The 18294-nt window shown below is 62.0% G+C and carries 14 protein-coding genes; 10 read left to right on the top strand and 4 right to left on the bottom strand.

Annotated elements, in window-relative coordinates:
- Nucleotides 1-125: 125 nt before the first annotated feature.
- From C8K58_RS09105 to C8K58_RS09085, 5 genes are all read left to right on the top strand, one after another.
- Complete coding sequence (locus C8K58_RS09105; protein ID WP_027607691.1) at nt 126-1046, top strand: hypothetical protein; 921 nt, start codon at nt 126-128, stop codon at nt 1044-1046.
- Nucleotides 1043-1504 carry a hypothetical protein gene (locus C8K58_RS09100; RefSeq protein ID WP_027607692.1) on the top strand — a complete coding sequence of 154 codons (462 nt, stop codon included), beginning with the start codon at nt 1043-1045 and terminating at the stop codon, nt 1502-1504. Before C8K58_RS09105 ends, C8K58_RS09100 begins: the two co-directional genes overlap by 4 nt.
- Nucleotides 1505-1691: 187 nt before the next feature.
- Entirely contained in the window at nt 1692-4982 is a 3291-nt protein-coding gene (locus C8K58_RS09095; protein ID WP_108573627.1) for a DUF2126 domain-containing protein, read from the top strand.
- A 96-nt stretch (nt 4983-5078) separates the two neighbouring features.
- Nucleotides 5079-7565 carry a circularly permuted type 2 ATP-grasp protein gene (locus C8K58_RS09090; protein ID WP_108573626.1) on the top strand — a complete coding sequence of 829 codons (2487 nt, stop codon included), beginning with the start codon at nt 5079-5081 and terminating at the stop codon, nt 7563-7565.
- Nucleotides 7565-8455 carry a transglutaminase family protein gene (locus C8K58_RS09085; RefSeq protein ID WP_108573625.1) on the top strand — a complete coding sequence of 297 codons (891 nt, stop codon included), beginning with the start codon at nt 7565-7567 and terminating at the stop codon, nt 8453-8455. Before C8K58_RS09090 ends, C8K58_RS09085 begins: the two co-directional genes overlap by 1 nt.
- 46 nt (nt 8456-8501) lie before the next feature.
- On the opposite strand, the gene C8K58_RS09080 is transcribed toward C8K58_RS09085, so the two are convergent.
- Complete coding sequence (locus C8K58_RS09080) at nt 8502-8684, bottom strand: hypothetical protein (RefSeq protein ID WP_027607695.1); 183 nt, start codon at nt 8682-8684, stop codon at nt 8502-8504.
- 332 nt (nt 8685-9016) lie between these two features.
- On the opposite strand from C8K58_RS09080, the gene azu reads away from it, so the two are divergent.
- Nucleotides 9017-9463 (top strand): azurin, encoded by a 447-nt coding sequence (azu, locus tag C8K58_RS09075; RefSeq protein ID WP_027607696.1) that lies wholly within the window; start codon nt 9017-9019, stop codon nt 9461-9463.
- A gap of 74 nt (nt 9464-9537) precedes the next feature.
- On the opposite strand, the gene nadE is transcribed toward azu, so the two are convergent.
- From nadE to C8K58_RS09060, 3 genes are all read right to left on the bottom strand, one after another.
- Nucleotides 9538-10365, bottom strand: coding sequence for an ammonia-dependent NAD(+) synthetase (gene nadE / locus C8K58_RS09070; RefSeq protein WP_027607697.1), 828 nt, complete (start codon nt 10363-10365; stop codon nt 9538-9540).
- 3 nt (nt 10366-10368) lie between these two features.
- The gene (gene pncB, locus C8K58_RS09065) at nt 10369-11583 is read right to left on the bottom strand and encodes a nicotinate phosphoribosyltransferase (protein ID WP_012721934.1); all 1215 of its coding nucleotides are present in this window, start codon (nt 11581-11583) and stop codon (nt 10369-10371) included.
- 221 nt (nt 11584-11804) lie between these two features.
- On the bottom strand, nt 11805-12695 hold the full coding sequence (locus C8K58_RS09060; RefSeq protein WP_092358962.1) for a LysR family transcriptional regulator: 891 nt from the start codon (nt 12693-12695) through the stop codon (nt 11805-11807).
- A gap of 153 nt (nt 12696-12848) precedes the next feature.
- Between C8K58_RS09060 and C8K58_RS09055 the strand changes: the two genes are divergently transcribed.
- From C8K58_RS09055 to C8K58_RS09040, 4 genes are all read left to right on the top strand, one after another.
- Nucleotides 12849-14339 carry an aldehyde dehydrogenase family protein gene (locus C8K58_RS09055; protein ID WP_108573624.1) on the top strand — a complete coding sequence of 497 codons (1491 nt, stop codon included), beginning with the start codon at nt 12849-12851 and terminating at the stop codon, nt 14337-14339.
- Between the two features lie 60 nt (nt 14340-14399).
- Nucleotides 14400-15683, top strand: coding sequence for an FAD-binding oxidoreductase (locus tag C8K58_RS09050; protein WP_108573623.1), 1284 nt, complete (start codon nt 14400-14402; stop codon nt 15681-15683).
- Nucleotides 15684-16057: 374 nt separating this feature from the next.
- A complete protein-coding gene (locus C8K58_RS09045; RefSeq protein ID WP_027607701.1) occupies nt 16058-17194 on the top strand; it encodes a branched-chain amino acid ABC transporter substrate-binding protein in 1137 nt (378 codons plus the stop codon).
- Between the two features lie 183 nt (nt 17195-17377).
- Complete coding sequence (locus C8K58_RS09040) at nt 17378-18292, top strand: branched-chain amino acid ABC transporter permease (RefSeq protein WP_003236186.1); 915 nt, start codon at nt 17378-17380, stop codon at nt 18290-18292.
- Nucleotides 18293-18294: the final 2 nt, after the last annotated feature.

Here is an 18294-nt window from a genome sequence, read left to right as displayed (position 1 = left end):
CCCATTAAATCGCTATCGGGGGCAAGCCCCCTCCCACATTGGATTGCGAATACAGACAAGTGTCGGAGGGGGCTTGCCCCCGATAGCGTCAGTCCAGTCTCCACCCCTTCAAGGAAGAACACCCCATGGGCAACCCCCTGGCCGGCATCGGCATGGACTCCAACCGCTCCCAGTTCATGGCGCGCCAGCGCATCGAAAGCCAGATCAACCTGCCACGGCTGTTCGCGGCCATCGACGCCGACCCCAGCATCGTCGGCGCGGGGGTGGTGTATATCGACGCTGATTTCAATGTCATTACCCTGCGCGAATTCAAGCCCATCTGCAGCATCAAGCCCAAGCGCATCATTTTGCGTGAAGCGCAGAAGTACATTGCGCCAACACAGTTTGCTCAACATGTCGTGAGCAATCCTCGAGAATCGCGACTGATTGGCGAAGCCGTGAATACCGGAATCTCCTGCTTGGGGGCGGTCATCAGTTGGGCTGCGATCGCCAGTGGAACAATTCTGGTGCCTTTCAGCGCTGGCGCCAGTTCCGTCATCGTTGTAGTGGGGTATGCGGCTGCCGGCGCAAGTACGCTTCAGTGTTTCAACGGCATTGCCCGAACAGCGCTGGAAGTCGCCAAACCGGAGGTCAAGGATTCGCTCGACAGTGAAGGCTGGTACCAGAATGCGTCCATCGTGCTGGACGCCGTATCACTGGCTGGCGTGGGCGCTTCGGCCCTGACGACGGTCAAGCTGGTCAGGGCCGCCAAAGCATCGACGGGCAAGAGCCTGCGTGATGTGCTTCGCGGTTTGAATCGCCAGGAAAGAGCCAAGCTGACGAAAGAGCTGCTGAGCATCAACCATCCCAGCTTGACCGCGAAGATGATCAAATTGAGGCAGGCGTCGGGCGAACTCACCAAGCGTTTCACCCCTACGCAGCTCAAGCACAGCACCACTACCCAGATCAAAGACGTCCTGGGCGCAAGCGTTGGGTTTGGCGGGAGTGCCTACTCCGGAAACGTCAACACCATCGCGATTGGACTGTACGAGGAGGTAAGCGAATGAGCGAATTGATGACGCTACGCGACTTTTTCAGACAATACTTTCTGACGTTTATGAGCGGCGTATTTGCTGCGTGTTTTTCTTTGGCGTTGGCTGTGGCGCTGGCGTTCATCACCTATTTTCGTGATGCGCCGATGGCTCAAGTGGGGCTCAAGATCATGTCTGCCGGGGCGCTGCTCATTCTGTTGACGGTTCATAGCAACTTTATGATTTTGCGGGGCCGACCCTCCTGGGTGTGGGTAATGGTCGGTATCTATGTCGCCTGTCTGCTGTTTGTAGTTCCGATGGTTCAATTCCAGCCTCACAAAGTCCTGTATGGGTTGGCGCTGTTATTCCCATTGCTCGGATTATTGACACTTAACAGCAAGGTTCAGCGAGAGATGCGCATGAAACTCGTGGGAATCCGTCGCATTCGGCAGGCGGTTAAACCAGCCGTAATCGCAAAGCGCAAAACCCGTTGATTGGGTAGATTCGCCACCCATCCTCACATTAACGCCGCAAATATGTGCGGCGCCTGCACCACGACACCACCGTCGGCGCCGTTTTGGTGCTGTACTGCACCGGGTCTTACGATAAAGCGCAATGACCGCCGCTCTGGCATAAGTCTTGCGCGCGTTGTGTCCATGCCCTGGCTCGCAGGAGGCCGCCGTGTCGATTCATGTCGCGTTGCACCACGTTACGCATTACCGCTACGACCGCGCGGTCGAACTCGGCCCACAGATTGTGCGTCTGCGCCCGGCGGCCCATAGCCGCACGCGGATTTTGTCCTACGCACTCAAAGTGCTGCCCGAGCAGCACTTCATCAATTGGCAGCAGGACCCCCAGGGCAATTACCTGGCGCGTCTGGTGTTCCCGGAAAAGACCGATGAACTGCGCATCGAGGTTGACCTGGTCGCCGAGATGGCGGTGTTCAACCCGTTCGATTTTTTCCTTGAGCCCTACGCCGAAAAAATCCCCTTCAGCTACGCCGCCGATGAACAGCGCGAGCTGGCGCCGTACCTGGAAACCCTGCCGCTGACGCCGAGGTTTGCCGCCTACCTGGCGGGTATCGACCGCACGCCGTTGCCGGCCGTGGACTTCCTGGTGGGCCTCAACCAGCGCCTGGCCGCCGACATCGGCTACCTGATCCGCATGGAACCGGGGGTGCAAACCCCGGAATTCACCCTGGAAAATGCTTCCGGCTCCTGCCGTGATTCGGCCTGGCTGCTGGTGCAATTGCTGCGCAACCTCGGGTTGGCGGCGCGGTTTGTGTCCGGTTATCTGATCCAGCTGACCGCCGACGTCAAAGCCCTCGACGGCCCCTCCGGCACCGAAGTCGACTTCACCGACCTGCACGCCTGGTGCGAAGTGTATTTGCCCGGTGCCGGCTGGATCGGCCTGGATGCCACCTCCGGGCTGTTCGCCGGTGAAGGGCATATCCCGTTGGCCTGTAGTCCCGATCCATCGTCCGCCGCGCCGATCAGTGGGCTGGTGGAACCCTGCGAGTGCGAATTTACCCACGAGATGTCGGTGGAGCGCATCTGGGAAGCGCCACGGGTCACCAAGCCCTACACCGAAGAGCAATGGCTGGCGATCCAGGCCCTGGGCCGGCAGATCGATGGCGACCTGCTCAAGGATGATGTACGCCTGACCATGGGCGGCGAGCCGACCTTCGTCTCCATCGACGACCCTGACGGCGCCGAGTGGAACACCGCAGCCCTCGGGCCGGACAAGCGGCGCTTGTCCGCCGAGCTGTTCCAGCGCATGCGCAAGCACTACGCACCCAAGGGCCTGGTGCACTTCGGCCAGGGCAAGTGGTACCCCGGCGAGCAATTGCCGCGCTGGTCGCTTAACTGCTACTGGCGCCGTGACGGCGTGCCCATCTGGCACAACAGCGCGCTGATCGCCGATGAACAACAGGACTACGGCGCCGATGGCGTAATGGCCGGGCGCTTCCTGGCCAGCGTCGCCGAGCGCCTGAAGTTGCCGGCGCGCTTTGTATTCCCGGCCTACGAAGACAATTTCTACTACCTGTGGCGCGAAGGTGCGTTGCCGCAAAACGTCACGGCCCAGGACCCGCGCTTGAGTGACGAGCTGGAGCGCGAACGCCTGCGCAAGGTGTTCAGCCAGGGCCTGGATAAAGTCATCGGCCAGGTACTGCCGCTGGCGCGTACGGCGGCCAATGACCGCTGGCAGAGCGGGCGCTGGTACCTGCGCGATAACCATTGCCGCCTGGTGCCGGGGGATTCGCCGCTGGGCTATCGCCTGCCGTTGGCCTCGCAGCCGTGGGTGACGGCGGCGGAGTATCCGTTCGTGCACCCCACCGACCCTAACCAGGATCAGCCGGAACTGCCGACCAGTGCGCAACTGCAAAGCCATGGCGAACCCGCGCCGAACGACGAGCGAGTGCCCGAGGTCGACGAGTCCGCCGACTGGCTGACCCGCACTGCCCTGTGTGCCGAAGCGCGGGAAGGGCGCCTGTACCTGTTTATGCCGCCCCTGGAACGCGTCGAGGATTACCTGGAACTGGTGGCAGCCATCGAAGCCACCGCCGAGGAACTGCATTGCCCGGTGCTGCTGGAAGGCTACGAACCGCCGTTCGATATGCGCCTGAGCAACTTTCGCGTCACGCCGGATCCGGGTGTGATCGAGGTCAACGTACAGCCGTCCGCGACCTGGGACGAGTTGGTGGAGCGCACCGAATTCCTCTACGAGGAGGCGCGGCAAACCCGGCTGACCACCGAGAAGTTCATGATCGACGGCCGCCATACCGGCACCGGCGGCGGTAACCACTTTGTGCTGGGGGGCGCGACGCCCAAGGACTCGCCATTCCTGCGCCGGCCCGACCTGCTGCGCAGCCTGATCAGCTATTGGCATAACCACCCCTCGCTCTCGTACCTGTTTTCCGGCCTGTTTATCGGCCCGACCTCCCAGGCACCGCGGGTGGACGAAGCCCGTAACGACGCGCTGTATGAGCTGGAAATCGCCTTTGCGCAAATGCCGCGGCCGGGTGAAGAATGCCCGCCGTGGTTGGTGGATCGCCTGCTGCGCAACCTGTTGATCGACGTGACGGGCAACACCCACCGCGCCGAATTCTGTATCGACAAACTCTATTCGCCGGATGGCGCCACCGGCCGCTTGGGCCTGCTGGAGTTGCGTGCCTTTGAAATGCCGCCCCACGCACGCATGAGCCTGACCCAGCAATTGCTGCTGCGGGCCTTGGTCGCGCGCTTCTGGCGTGAACCCTATGCGCCGCCGAAACTGGCGCGCTGGGGCACCGAATTGCATGACCGCTTCCTGTTGCCGCACTTTATCGAGCAGGACTTTGCCGATGTGATCGTCGAGTTGAACGCCGCCGGTTACCCGTTGCGCGCCGAATGGTTCGCCGCGCACCTGGAGTTCCGCTTCCCCAAGGTGGGCGATTACGCCGTCAGCGGGATCGAGCTGGAACTGCGCCAGGCCCTGGAACCTTGGCATGTGCTGGGCGAAGAGGGCGCGGTGGGCGGCACGGTGCGCTATGTGGATTCGTCCCTGGAGCGCTTGCAGGTGAAGGTGAGCGGGCTGCCGCCGCAACGCTACCTGCTGACCTGCAATGGCATCCCGGTGCCACTGCAACCGACCGGGCGCATTGGCGAGTTCGTCGCCGGCGTGCGTTACCGCGCCTGGCAACCTGCCAACTGCCTGCAACCGACCATCCCGGTGCACGCGCCGCTGGTGTTCGACCTGCTGGACACCTGGATGCAACGCTCCCTGGGCGGCTGCCAGTACCATGTCGCGCATCCGGGCGGGCGTAACTACGACAGCCTGCCGGTAAACGCCAATGAGGCGGAGAGCCGGCGCATGGCGCGGTTTTTCCGTCTCGGCCACACGCCTGGCAAGCTCACCGTGCCGAGTGTTGTGATCAATGACGAATTGCCGATGACCCTGGATCTGCGGCGTCACCCCAATAAAAATGACTAAAAGCGATCACAATGTGGGAGGGAGCAAGCGCCCTCCCACATTAGATTGCAGTGAATTTGAATTAAACTGAGCCCCTTTGCCTCTGCCGAGCGTTCCATGCCCGACTTGCTCGACCAATACCCGCTGACCGCGGGTACTTATCACGAACTGCTGGACGACAGTGGCGCAGTACGCGCCCATTGGCAGCGCTTGCTCGATCACCTGCAACGCAGCACACCCGCGCAACTGGCCCAGCGCCAGGCGCTGCTGACAAGGCAGATCCAGGAAAACGGCGTCACCTATAACGTCTACGCCGACCCCAAGGGCGCCGATCGCCCGTGGGAACTGGACCTGCTGCCCCATGTGCTGGCGGCCGATGAATGGCAGCAGCTGTCAGCCGGTATCGCCCAGCGTGCGCGCCTGCTCAACGCCGTACTGGCGGACCTCTACGGGCCGCAACGCTTGATCAAGGAAGGCCTGCTGCCGGCCGAGCTGGTGTTCGGGCATAACAATTTCCTCTGGCCGTGCCAGGGCATCCAACCGCCTGATGGTGCGTTTCTGCACCTGTATGCCGTGGATCTGGCGCGTACCCCGGATGGCCGCTGGTGGGTCACCGCCGACCGCACGCAGGCGCCTTCGGGCGCCGGTTATGCGTTGGAAAACCGCACCATCGTGTCCCGCGCCTTCCCGGACCTGTACCGTGATCTGCAGGTGCAGCACCTCACCGGTTTCTTCCGCACGCTCCAGGAAACCCTGGCCCGCCAGGCGCCGAGCGATGACCAGCCGCCGCTGATCGTGCTGCTCACCCCTGGGCGTTTCAACGAGAGCTATTTCGAACACCTGTACCTCGCGCGTCAGCTCGGCTACCCGCTGGTGGAAGGCGGCGACCTCACGGTGCGCGACAGCACGGTGTTCCTGAAAACCCTCAGTGGCCTGCGCCGGGTGCACGCGATCATGCGTCGCCTCGACGACGACTTCTGCGACCCGCTGGAGCTGCGCACCGACTCCGCCCTCGGCGTACCCGGCCTGCTCGACGCCGCGCGCCAGGGCAATGTGCTGGTGGCCAATGCCCTGGGCAGCGGCGTGCTGGAATCCCCCGGTTTGCTCGGCTTTCTGCCCAGGATCAACCAGTTCCTGTTCGGCGAAGAATTGCTCTTGCCCTCCATCGCCACCTGGTGGTGCGGTGAGGCGCCGGTGCTCGCCGAAGCCCTGGAGAAACTGCCGGAACTGCTGATCAAGCCAGCGTTTCCGTCGCAAAGTTTCACCCCGGTATTCGGTCGCGACTTGAACGACGAGCAACGCCAGGCCCTGGCCGAACGCATGCGTGCGCGGCCTTACGCCTACGTCGCCCAGGAGCTGGCGCAACTGTCCCAGGCACCGGTGTGGCACACCGTGGAGGATCACCTGCAACACCGCGCCATCGGCATGCGCGTGTATGCCGTGGCCAGCGCGGAGGGCTACCGTGTATTGCCCGGCGGCCTGACCCGCGTGGCGGCCGACGCCGATGCCGAAGTGGTGTCGATGCAGCGCGGCGGCGCCAGCAAGGACACCTGGGTGCTGGGCGAACGTGCCAGCGGTGGCGAGCATTGGCGCGCCCAGCGCGCGATCGGTGCACACGACCTGGTGCGTCGCGACCCTTATCTGCCGTCCCGCGTGGTGGAAAACCTGTTCTGGTTCGGCCGTTACTGCGAACGCTGCGACGACAGCGCACGCTGGCTGCGCATCGTGCTGGCGCGCTATGTCGACGGCGATGACCCCCTGGCCTTGCAGGCGGCGGTCGAGTTGGGTGAAAACCTGCGCCTGCTGCCGGAGGAGGGCGAGCTGCCCGAGCGTTTGCAGGCGGCCTTGCTCGGCGATGATTGGCCGTCGAGCCTGCGCGCCAACCTGCAACGCTTGCAGTGGGCGGCGTCCCAGGTGCGCGGCAAGCTGTCCCGTGAAAACTGGCAGGCCCTGGTGGAGTTGCAGCGCGAAGCCCTGGAGCTGGAGAGCGAAAGCCCGGATTTTGGTGAGTTGCTGGACTTCCTCAACCGCCTGGTGATGTCCCTGGCGGCGCTGTCCGGGTTTGCCCTCGACGACATGACCCGCGACGAAGGCTGGCGCTTCCTGATGATGGGCCGGCGCATCGAGCGCCTGCAATTTCTCAGCAGCAGCCTGGCGGCATTCCTGCGCGGCGTGGCGGTGTTCGATCAAGCGGGCCTGGAGTGGTTGCTGGAGCTGGGCAACAGCAGCATCACCTACCGCTCGCGCTACCTGGCGGTGCCGCAGCTGATCCCGGTACTCGACCTGCTGCTGCTGGACGAGCAAAACCCCCACGCGGTGCTGTTCCAGCTCAAGCTGGTGAGCCGCACGCTGCGACGTCTCAACGACGATTTTGGTGTGCCTCGGGAAACCGGCCTGGGCCCATTGGTGGAGCGCCTGGCGCGTTTCGACCTGGCGTGCCTGGAGAACCCGTTGTTTGGCGAATCCAGCGTGCGTGCCGCACTTGAAGGCCTGGCCGACCTGCTGCAGGCGGTCGCCGATGAGAGTGGGCAGGTATCGGATCGTCTGGCTTTGCGCCACTTTGCCCATGTGGATGATGTCAGTCAGCAAACGGTGTCGGTGTGATGAGTGCGCGCTACCAGATTTTCCACGATACCCATTACCACTACGACAGCCCGGTGTCCCTGGCCCAGCAGCTCGCGCATTTATGGCCGAGGCCGTGCGCCTGGCAGCGTTGCAGCGCCCAGCAACTGGATATCAGCCCCCCGCCGTCCGCACGCCGGGATGAGCTGGACGTGTTCGGCAACCCGATCACCCGCCTGGCGTTCGAGCGGCCCCATGATGAATTACTGGTGAACGCCGGGCTGACCGTGGAAGTGCTGGCGCGGCCGGTGCTGGATTTCCAGCAGTCGCCCGCCTGGGACCAGACCCGCGACAGCCTGACCTACAGCAGCCAGCCGCTGTCGCTCGAGTTGATCGAAGCCTGTCGCTATCGCTTCGAATCGCCCTACGTGCACTTGAAGAAAACCTTCGTCGAATTTTCCGAAAGCTGTTTTCCTCCTGGCAAACCGTTGCTGCTGGGTGTGCAGGCGCTGATGGAAAAGATCTTCAGTGAATTCACCTTCGATGCCGAAGCCACCCAGGTCGCCACGCCGCTGGTGGAAGTGCTGGAGCGTCGCCGCGGCGTGTGCCAGGACTTCGCCCACCTGATGCTCGCCTGCCTGCGCTCGCGCGGCCTGGCGGCGCGTTACATCAGCGGCTACCTGCTCACCCAGCCACCGCCCGGCCAGCCACGGCTGATCGGCGCCGATGCCTCCCACGCGTGGGTCTCGGTGTATTGCCCGGTATCGGGGTGGGTGGATTTCGATCCGACGAACAATGTGCAGCCGGCACTGGAGCACATCACCCTGGCCTGGGGCCGGGACTTCTCCGATGTGTCGCCGTTGCGTGGGGTGATTCTGGGGGGAGGGAGCCATGACCCGGAGGTGCGGGTGACGGTGATGCCGCTGGAATAGCAGGGGAGCGTGGTGAGCCGGGGTGGCCTGCTCACCACAACGAAAATTATTCAGCTGGATCTTTTGGTGTTTCAGTCTCGTCGTTCGTTACTTCACCATCAGCATCCGGGTTGAGTGCGCCCGCTTCTTCATCTACCGCGGCTTTCTTGCGTTGCAGTTTTTCCTCTTTCTTCTGTTCCTTGGCCAAGTCTCTCTGACGTTTGGCGAAGGAGTAATTAGGTTTGGCCATGGGCGATCCTCTAGGGTCGAAGGTGAGGGTGGCGGCGCGCAGCTGCCTTGGGACGACATGGTAGCAGCTTCAAGGGGCGCTTGGCCTTCACTTACCGCAGGCGTACGCGGCCAGGAGGCCATTGAACAGTTGGTTGAGGTGCATGGCTCGGGCTCCAGTGGGTGATGGGCCGATCATAGACAGCCTGCGGCACTTTGGCTGGTTGATTGTGTCGATAAGTCTGATAGCCTAAAGTTGTATACAATCTGTTGATTCAGGTCATAAGAATTTTTGCCTGCCTCAGGCACCCTTGTCGCATTACGCGTTGTTTAAACCCTGCCTTGGAGATTCACATGTTTGCCAAACTCGTTGCTGTTTCCCTGCTGACTCTGGCCAGCGGCCAGTTGCTTGCTGCAGAGTGCAAGGTCACCGTCGACTCCACTGACCAGATGTCCTTCAACACCAAGGAAATCACGATCGACAAGAGCTGCAAGACGTTCACTGTCGAGCTGACTCACTCCGGCAGCCTGCCGAAAAACGTCATGGGTCATAACTGGGTGTTGACCAGCGCCGCCAACATGCAGCCGGTTGCCACTGATGGCATGGCTGCTGGCATCGACAAGAACTACCTGAAAGAGGGTGACGACCGCATCATCGCCCACACCAAGATCATTGGTGCCGGCGAGAAGGATTCGGTGACCTTCGATGTCTCGAAACTGGCGGCCGGTACGGATTACGCGTTCTTCTGCTCGTTCCCAGGCCACATCTCGATGATGAAAGGCACTGTGGTCTTGAAGTAAGACCGCGTTATCGTTCATCGGGGGCTTGCCCCCGATGACTGCCTGCCAATCAACACACCACTATCTGGCTCACCTCACGGCGCAAACGGCATCACCCGCTTGTGCTCGGTCTTGCGGTACGTCTCGCAGATGATCCGGAACGCTTCCTCGCGCACCGGCTCACCGTGCAGGAACGCATCGATCTCGGCATAGGTCACGCCATGTGACGCTTCATCCGGTTTGCCTGGCGACAGGTCTTCCAGATCGGCCGTCGGCACCTTCTCCACCAACGACTCCGGCGCACCAAAGAACCGTGCAATCGCGCGTACCTGGTTTTTCACCAGGCCGCTCAACGGCGCCAGGTCGCAGGCGCCATCACCGAACTTGGTGAAAAAGCCCATCACCGCTTCCGCCGCATGGTCGGTACCGATCACCAGGCCGCTGGCCGCGCCGGCGATGGTGTACTGCGCCACCATGCGCATGCGCGCCTTGGTGTTGCCGAGCACGAAGTCGCGGGACACCGCCGCCTTGCCTTCAAACGCCGCCACTTCATTGGCCAGGGCTTTCACCGCCGGGCCGATATTCACGGTGTGGCGCTCGTCCGGGTCGATAAAGTCCACCGAGGCCTGGGCATCGATTTCATCGAACTGGGTTTCGTAGGGCAGGCGCACGGCGATAAAGCGGTAGGCCTCGTCACCGGTGCGGGAGCGCAGTTCCTGCATCGCGCGTTGGGCCAAGAGGCCGGCAGTCAGGGAGTCGACGCCGCCGCTGATGCCCAGCACCAGTGTCTTGAGCCCGGAATTACGCAGGCAGTCCTGGATAAACGCTACGCGCCGGGCGACCTCGGCCTCGAGGGCGGCCTGGTCCTTGAACGGTGCTTGGACCTTGAGCTGTTCAGCAATCTCACGCTGTACGGCTTGCATGATTCACTCCTTGCTAGAGATGGCAGGTACTTTGAAAACATGACGCAAATAGGCGACAAAATTCGGGTCGGTGCAGTGGGTCTTGCCCGCTTCATCGGAGATCTTCGCGACGGGCTGGCCATTGCAGGCGGTCATTTTAAGCACGATGCTCATCGGTTCCACCCCTGGAATATCGCAGGTCAGGTTGGTGCCGATGCCGAAGCTCACATTAATGCGACCACGCAGCGCGCGGAATATTTCCAAGGCCTTGGGCAACGACAGGCTGTCGGAGAACACCAGGGTCTTGCTCATCGGCTCGATGCCCAGCTTGTGGTAGTGGGCGATGGCTTTTTCGGCCCACTGCACCGGGTCGCCGGAGTCATGGCGCAGGCCATCGAACAGCTTGGCGAAGTACAAGTCGAAGTCGCCAAGGAAGGCGTCGGTGGTGATGCAATCGGTCAGGGCGATACCCAGCAGGCCACGGTATTCGCGGACCCAACAGTCGAGGGCGGCGATCTGGCTGTCGATCAGGCGCGGGCCGAGTTGCTGGTGGGCCATGATCCATTCATGGGCCATGGTGCCCAGTGGCTTCATATCGAACTCGCGGGCCAGGTGCACGTTGCTGGTGCCGACAAAACGCCCGGGGAAGTCATGTTTGAGCACGCTGACCACCTCTTCCTGCACGCGGTACGAGAAGCGTCGGCGCGTGCCGAAGTCGGCTACTTGCAGCTCGGACAGCTCATCGCTGCTGGCGTTGGCCGTCAGCCAGTCGAACTTGCGGTACAGCTGCTCGCGGGCCTGTTCGAGGATCACCGTCTGGTAACGGTAGCGGTTGCGCACTTCGCTGACGATCGCCAGCATCGGCACTTCAAACAGAATCACATGCAGCCACGGCCCGCGCAGGCGGATAAACAACTCGCCGTTCTCGATGCCGGTCTGCACATAGCGCAGGTTGAAGCGAAACAGCCCGAGAAAGCGCAAAAAGTCCGGCTTCATAAAGCTGATGCGTTCCAGGAACCCCAGTTGATCCGGGCTCAAGCTCAGCTCGGCGAGGCGCTCGATCTGGTAGCGGATCTCCGCCAGGTACGGGCGCAGGTCTTCGCTGTTGCGGCAACGAAACTCCCATTCAACTTCCACGTTGGGGTAGTTGTGCAGCACCGCCTGCATCATGGTCAGCTTGTAGAAGTCGGTGTCGAGCAAGTTCTGCACGATGCGATCGGCAAACACACTCTCGCTCATAACGGGAATCTCCAGACAGGTCGGGCGATGGGCGCCGACCTTTACGCACAATTAAGGAAGGGGGCTAGTGGCGCATAGACGCGGGTAGGTTTGCCAGTGATTTTTTTCCAAGGCCACTGGCGCCATCGGGGGCAAGCCCCCTCCCACACTTGGAATGCGTTCCAGATGTAGGAGGGGCGGTGCGACGATTCGACTTGCTCCCGATAGCGATTTTCCAGGCGCTAAATAACCTGCTCCATCATCCACTTCACAAACTCCCGCACCTTGGGCACCTCCGCCGCGTGTTCCGGGAAGGCCAGGTAATAAGCGTCGTGGCTGGGCATTGCATGCTGCCAGGGGATCACCAGCTTGCCGTCGGCCAGTTCTTCCTCCACCAGAAAGCGCGGCAACAAGGCCACGCCGCAACCGACCTGCGCCGCACGAATGCACATATAAAAGGTGTCGAAACGCGGCCCGTGGTAGCTGTGTTCGGTGTGATAACCCTGGTCGGCAAACCAGTCGTGCCAGCCCTGGGGGCGCGAGGCGTTTTGCAGCAGCACCAGGTCGCTCAGTTGCGTGGGATCGGTGAACGGCTGCGCCGGCAGGCTTTCCGGGGCGCAGACCGGTACCAGCTCTTCGCTGAACAGTTTCAGGCTCTCGGTGCCGGGGCGCGAGCCCTGGCCGAAGTAGAAGGCCATGTCGGCCTTGCCTTGCAGCAGTTCGTCCGGCTCCTGTTCGTTGCACAGGTCCAGGTGGATCTGCGGGTGGCGCAGTCGCCAGCCCTTGAGGCGCGGCACCAGCCAGCGCGCGCCAAAGGTGTAGGGGGTGGACACGCGCAACACTTCGGTCTCGCCGCCATAGGAGCGCAGGTAGTGGGTGGACATCTCCACCTGCGTGAGGATCTTGCGTACTTCCACCAGGTACAGGTCACCTGCCGGAGTCATCTGCAAGCGGCGGCGTACGCGGCGGAACAGCAGGTGCTGGAGTAATTCCTCCAACTGCGCGACCTGTTTGCTCACTGCGCTTTGCGTGAGGTTCAGCTCCTCGGCGGCGCGGGTGAAGCTCAGGTGGCGGGTGGCGGCCTCGAAACACTGCAGCGCGGTGATCGAGGGCAAATGTCTTTTGTTCAGCACGGCATGCCTCTTTTTATTCTTTGCATGAATAAACGGAATGATATCTCGCCTAATCGTCGTTTGTTGGCAAGTCTTGGGCCAGCTACAAATAAGGCCTGGATCGCCGTGCGTGCCGCGGTGCGATTTTTTGTTCGAAGATTAAAGGAGTGACCCATGGTTGCCGCATTGCTTGATCGTCTCGGGGTAAACCCGGCGCTGTACCAGGCGGGTAAACAACCCGTGCATTCGCCCATTGATGGCAGCCGTATCGGCAGTGTGCACTGGGAAGGTGCCGCCGAGGTGGAGCAACAGGTCAGTCGCGCCGAGCATGCATTCGAGGCCTGGCGCAACGTGCCGGCACCCCGTCGCGGCGAGTTGGTGCGCCAGTTCGGCGATGTACTGCGCGAATACAAGCCCGATCTGGGCGAGCTGGTGTCCTGGGAAGCCGGCAAGATCACCCAGGAAGGCCTGGGTGAAGTGCAGGAAATGATCGACATCTGCGACTTCGCCGTGGGCCTGTCCCGCCAGTTGTACGGCTTGACCATCGCCTCCGAGCGCCCAGGCCACCATATGCGTGAAACCTGGCACCCGCTGGGCGTGGTCGGGGTGATCAGCGCCTTCAACTTCCCGGTGGCCGTGTGGGCGTGGAACACCACACTGGCGCTGGTGTGCGGCAACGCAGTGATCTGGAAACCGTCGGAAAAGACCCCGCTCACCGCCCTGGCGTGCCAGGCGCTGTTCGAGCGTGTGCTGAAGAATTTCAAGGATGCGCCGCAGTACCTGAGCCAGGTCATCATCGGCGGCCGCGATGCCGGCGCTGCGCTGGTGGATGACCCACGCGTGGCCCTGATCAGCGCCACCGGCAGCACCCGCATGGGCCGCGAAGTGGCGCCGAAAGTTGCCGCGCGGTTTGCCCGCAGCATCCTCGAGCTGGGCGGCAACAACGCCATGATCCTCGGCCCGAGCGCCGACCTGGACATGGCCGTGCGCGCCATCCTGTTCAGCGCCGTCGGCACCGCCGGCCAGCGCTGCACCACCCTGCGCCGCCTGATCGCCCACGAGTCGGTCAAGGAAGAAATCGTCACCCGCCTCAAGGCCGCCTATTCCAAAGTGCGCATCGGCCACCCGCTGGAGGGCAACCTGGTCGGCCCGCTGATCGACAAGCATGGCTTCGACGCTATGCAGGACGCCCTGGAGCAGGCCTTGAGTGAAGGCGGCAAGGTGTTCGGCGGCAAGCGCCAACTGGAAGACAAGTTCCCCAACGCCTACTACGTGTCACCGGCCATTGTCGAAATGCCTGAGCAAAGCGATGTGGTGTGCACCGAAACCTTCGCGCCGATTCTGTATGTCGTCGGTTACAAGGACTTCGCCGAAGCCCTGCGCCTGAACAACGCCGTACCCCAAGGCCTGTCGTCGTGCATCTTCACCACTGACGTGCGCGAGGCCGAGCAATTCATGTCGGCGGTGGGCAGCGACTGCGGAATCGCCAACGTCAACATCGGCCCGAGCGGCGCGGAGATTGGCGGCGCGTTTGGCGGTGAGAAAGAGACCGGTGGCGGGCGCGAGTCGGGTTCGGATGCATGGCGCGGGTATATGCGCCGCCAGACCAATACCGTGAACTACTCGCTGGAGTTGCCACTGGCTCAAGGCATCACCTTCGACTGACCTCCTCAAGACGGAATGCGGTCAAGATTGTTGTTTGTTGGGTCTCACCGGAGTCTGGCAATGGCACTACGCGAAACATGTTTGTGGGAACACCTCACCCCTGGCCGGCCGGACCGTACCGCGCTCCAGGGCGAGGTCAAGGTGGATGTGTGCGTGATCGGCGCCGGCATCACCGGTTTGTCCGCCGCCATTCATTTGCTGGAACAGGGTAAAAGCGTCGCCGTGCTGGAGGCTCATCGCACCGGCCACGGTGGTTCGGGGCGCAACGTCGGGTTGGTGAATGCCGGCCTGTGGATCCCCCCGGACGAGATCGAAGCCGGTTTCGGCGAAACGGTGGGCAGCCAGCTCAACCGCATGCTCGGCGCGGCACCGTCGCTGGTGTTCAGCCTGATCGACAAATACACCATCGATTGCCAATTGCGCCGCGAGGGCACCTTGCACATGGCACATAACGCCCGTGGCGAGGCGGATTTGCGCAGTCGTGAAGAGCAGTGGAAGCGCCGTGGCGCGCCGGTGGAATTGCTCACCGGCCAGGCCTGCGAACACGCCACCGGCACCAAGAAAATCGCTGCCGCCTTGCTGGACCGGCGTGCCGGCACTTTGAACCCGATGGCCTACACCAGCGGTTTGGCGAATGCCGCCGTGGGACTTGGCGGGCAGTTGTTCGACCATTCGCCGGTCACCCGGTTGGAGCGCCAAGGTGCGAGCTGGTCCGTTCAGACCGCCAGCGGTTCGGTGCAGGCTGCACAAGTGGTCATCGCTTCCAACGCCTACACCGAAGGTGAGTGGACCGAGCTGCGACGCAATTTTTTCCCCGGCTACTACTACCAGGTCGCCTCCGCGCCGCTGACCGACGCCGCCGCCGAGCAGATTCTACCCGGCGGCCAAGGCTCATGGGACACGCGCCAGGTACTGAGCAGCATCCGCCGCGATGCCGATGGCCGCCTGTTGCTCGGCAGCCTGGGCAACGGTAACCAGAAACCGGCCTGGTTCCTCAAGGCGTGGGCTGATCGGGTGCAGCAACATTACTTCCCGTACCTCAAATCGGTGCAATGGGAATTCACCTGGACCGGCTGCATCGCCTTCACCCCCGATCACCTGATGCGCCTGTTCGAGCCCGCCCCCGGCCTGGTGGCGGTAACCGGCTATAACGGGCGCGGTGTGACCACCGGCAGCGTGGTCGGCAAGGCGTTCGCCGACTATCTATGTCACCAGAATCCCCAAGCCTTGCCGATTCCGTTTGCACCCATGCAACCGCTGGCCGGGGTTGGGCTGCGCAGTTGCCTGTATGAAGCCGGATTTTCGCTGTATCACGCCGGGCAATGCCTGAGGATCGTGATCTGATCAGCGAAATACCGCTCAGAAGCCTGCATTTTCTTAGCCGGCTACTAATCTGTATTGGTGCAGGTCGTAGCAGTTGCGCACTGTAAATGTGCAGTTCCGTTACGCAGGCTGTTACAGCTGTAGGAACTGTCGTTTATTGCTTTGGTTGCAGGTGCGACCCGTCAGGGTTGTACTTTTTCGGCCCATGGGTTGCACCTATTGATGCTAGAGGGTTGCACGTCCTGGCGAGCGGAGCCGAAACGCCTGCAATAACAATGACACCGTGTCTTTTTGAAGAATAAAAACGTAATGGCACGAGGCTTGCTCTGGGCTTTCAGTGAAAAGTTTGAACGCAAGTTGTCGTGCCAAAAATCAAAAATATCGGAGCACCACTCATGTCCCAGACGTTTTACAAGAAAGGTTTTCTGGCCCTCGCCGTTGCAGCGGCGCTGGGTGTTTCTACGTTTGTTCAAGCTGATGTGAAGATTGGCGTTGCGGGGCCGATGACCGGCGCCAACGCCTCGTTCGGTGAGCAGTACATGAAGGGTGCCCAGGCGGCAGCCGAGGTGATCAACAAGGCCGGTGGCATCAACGGCGAGAAAGTCGTGCTGGTGGCAGGCGACGACGCATGCGAACCCAAGCAGGCCGTGGCCGTGGCCAACCGCCTGGCTGACCAGGACAAAGTGATTGGCGTAGTCGGGCACTTCTGCTCGTCGAACACCATCCCGGCCTCCGAGGTCTACGACGAAGCGGGCATCATCGCGATCACCCCAGGTTCTACCAACCCACAAGTGACCGAACGCGGCCTGGGCGCCATGTTCCGTATGTGCGGGCGTGACGACCAGCAAGGCATCGTCGCCGGCGACTACATCGTCGACGTGCTCAAGGGCAAGAAAGTCGCCGTCATCAACGACAAGGACACCTACGGCAAAGGCCTGGCCGACGCCACCGCTGCCCAGTTGACCAAGCGCGGCGTCAAGCCGGTGCTGGAAGAAGGCCTGACCCGTGGCGAGAAAGACTTCAGTGCGCTGGTCACCAAGATCCGCTCCCTGGGCGCCGACGTCGTGTACTTCGGTGGCCTGCACCCGGAAGCCGGTCCATTGGTTCGCCAGATTCGTGAAGCGGGCCTGAAGGACGTCAAGTTCATGTCCGATGACGGCGTAGTGACCGATGAACTGGTGGCCACCGCCGGCGGCGCGCAATACGTCGATGGCGTGTACATGACCTTTGGCGCCGACCCACGCCTGCTGCCGGACAGCAAGGCCGTGGTGGAAGAGTTCCGCAAGGCCGGCTACGAGCCTGAGGGCTACACCCTGTACGCCTACGCCTCGCTGCAGGCCCTGGCTGCCGGCTTCAACGGCGCCAAGTCCAACAAGGGCGAAGACGCGGCCAAATGGCTGAAAGCGCACCCGGTCAAAACCGTGATGGGCGAGAAGACCTGGGACGCGAAGGGCGACCTGAAAGTCTCCGACTACGTGGTTTACCAGTGGGATAAAGACGGCAAATACCACCAGCTGGAAAAGCAGAAGTAATCCATGTGGGAGGGGGCTTGCCCCCGATGCGGTGGGTCAGATGAACAATTGTTGACTGACACACCGCTATCGGGAGCAAGCCCCCTCCCACATTGGGACAGCGTTGTTATTGAGATCTGTCTTTTCCTCCAGAAGCGCCGCACACCGATTGGTGTGCAGGTGCTCACCGCGTGAGATTGCGTTATGGATGGTATTTTCCTGCAGCAACTGGTCAACGGCCTGACCCTCGGGTCGGTCTATGGCCTGATCGCCATCGGCTACACAATGGTCTATGGCATCATTGGCATGATCAACTTCGCCCACGGCGAGGTTTATATGATTTCCGCTTACCTCGCGGCGATCAGTCTGGCACTGCTGGCTTACTTCGGCATCGAATCCTTCCCGCTGCTCATTCTCGGCACCCTGATCTTCACCGTGGTCGTCACCGGCGTATACGGTTGGGTCATCGAACGGGTCGCCTACAAACCGCTGCGCAACTCCACCCGCCTGGCTCCGCTGATCAGCGCCATCGGCATCTCCCTGATCCTGCAGAACTACGCGCAGATCGCCCAGGGCGCGAAACAACAAGGCATTCCAACCCTGCTGGCCGGCGCCTGGCGCGTCGACATCGGCAGCGGGTTCGTCCAACTCACGTACACCAAGGTCTTCATCCTCGTGGCGGCGTTTGCCGGCATGGCGTTGCTCACCTACATCATCAAGTACACCAAGCTCGGCCGCATGTGCCGCGCCACCCAGCAAGACCGCAAGATGGCCTCGATCCTGGGGATCAACACCGACCGCGTGATCTCCTACGTGTTTGTCATCGGTGCCGCCATGGCGGCCCTGGCCGGCGTGCTGATCACCCTCAACTACGGCACGTTCGACTTCTATGCCGGCTTCATCATCGGCATCAAGGCGTTTACCGCAGCGGTACTCGGCGGCATCGGTTCCCTGCCTGGGGCGATGCTGGGCGGGATCATCCTGGGTATTTCCGAGTCGTTGTTCTCGGGGTTGATCAACTCCGACTACAAAGACGTGTTCAGTTTCTCCCTGCTGGTGGTGATTCTGATTTTCCGTCCCCAGGGCCTGCTTGGTCGCCCACTCGTGGCTAAGGTGTAAAC

The sequence above is a fragment of the Pseudomonas sp. GV047 genome, from assembly GCF_003058245.1.
Lineage (GTDB): Bacteria > Pseudomonadota > Gammaproteobacteria > Pseudomonadales > Pseudomonadaceae > Aquipseudomonas > Aquipseudomonas marginalis.
Note: the sequence above shows the minus strand (reverse complement) of the source record. Positions and strands in the feature narration are given on the sequence as shown.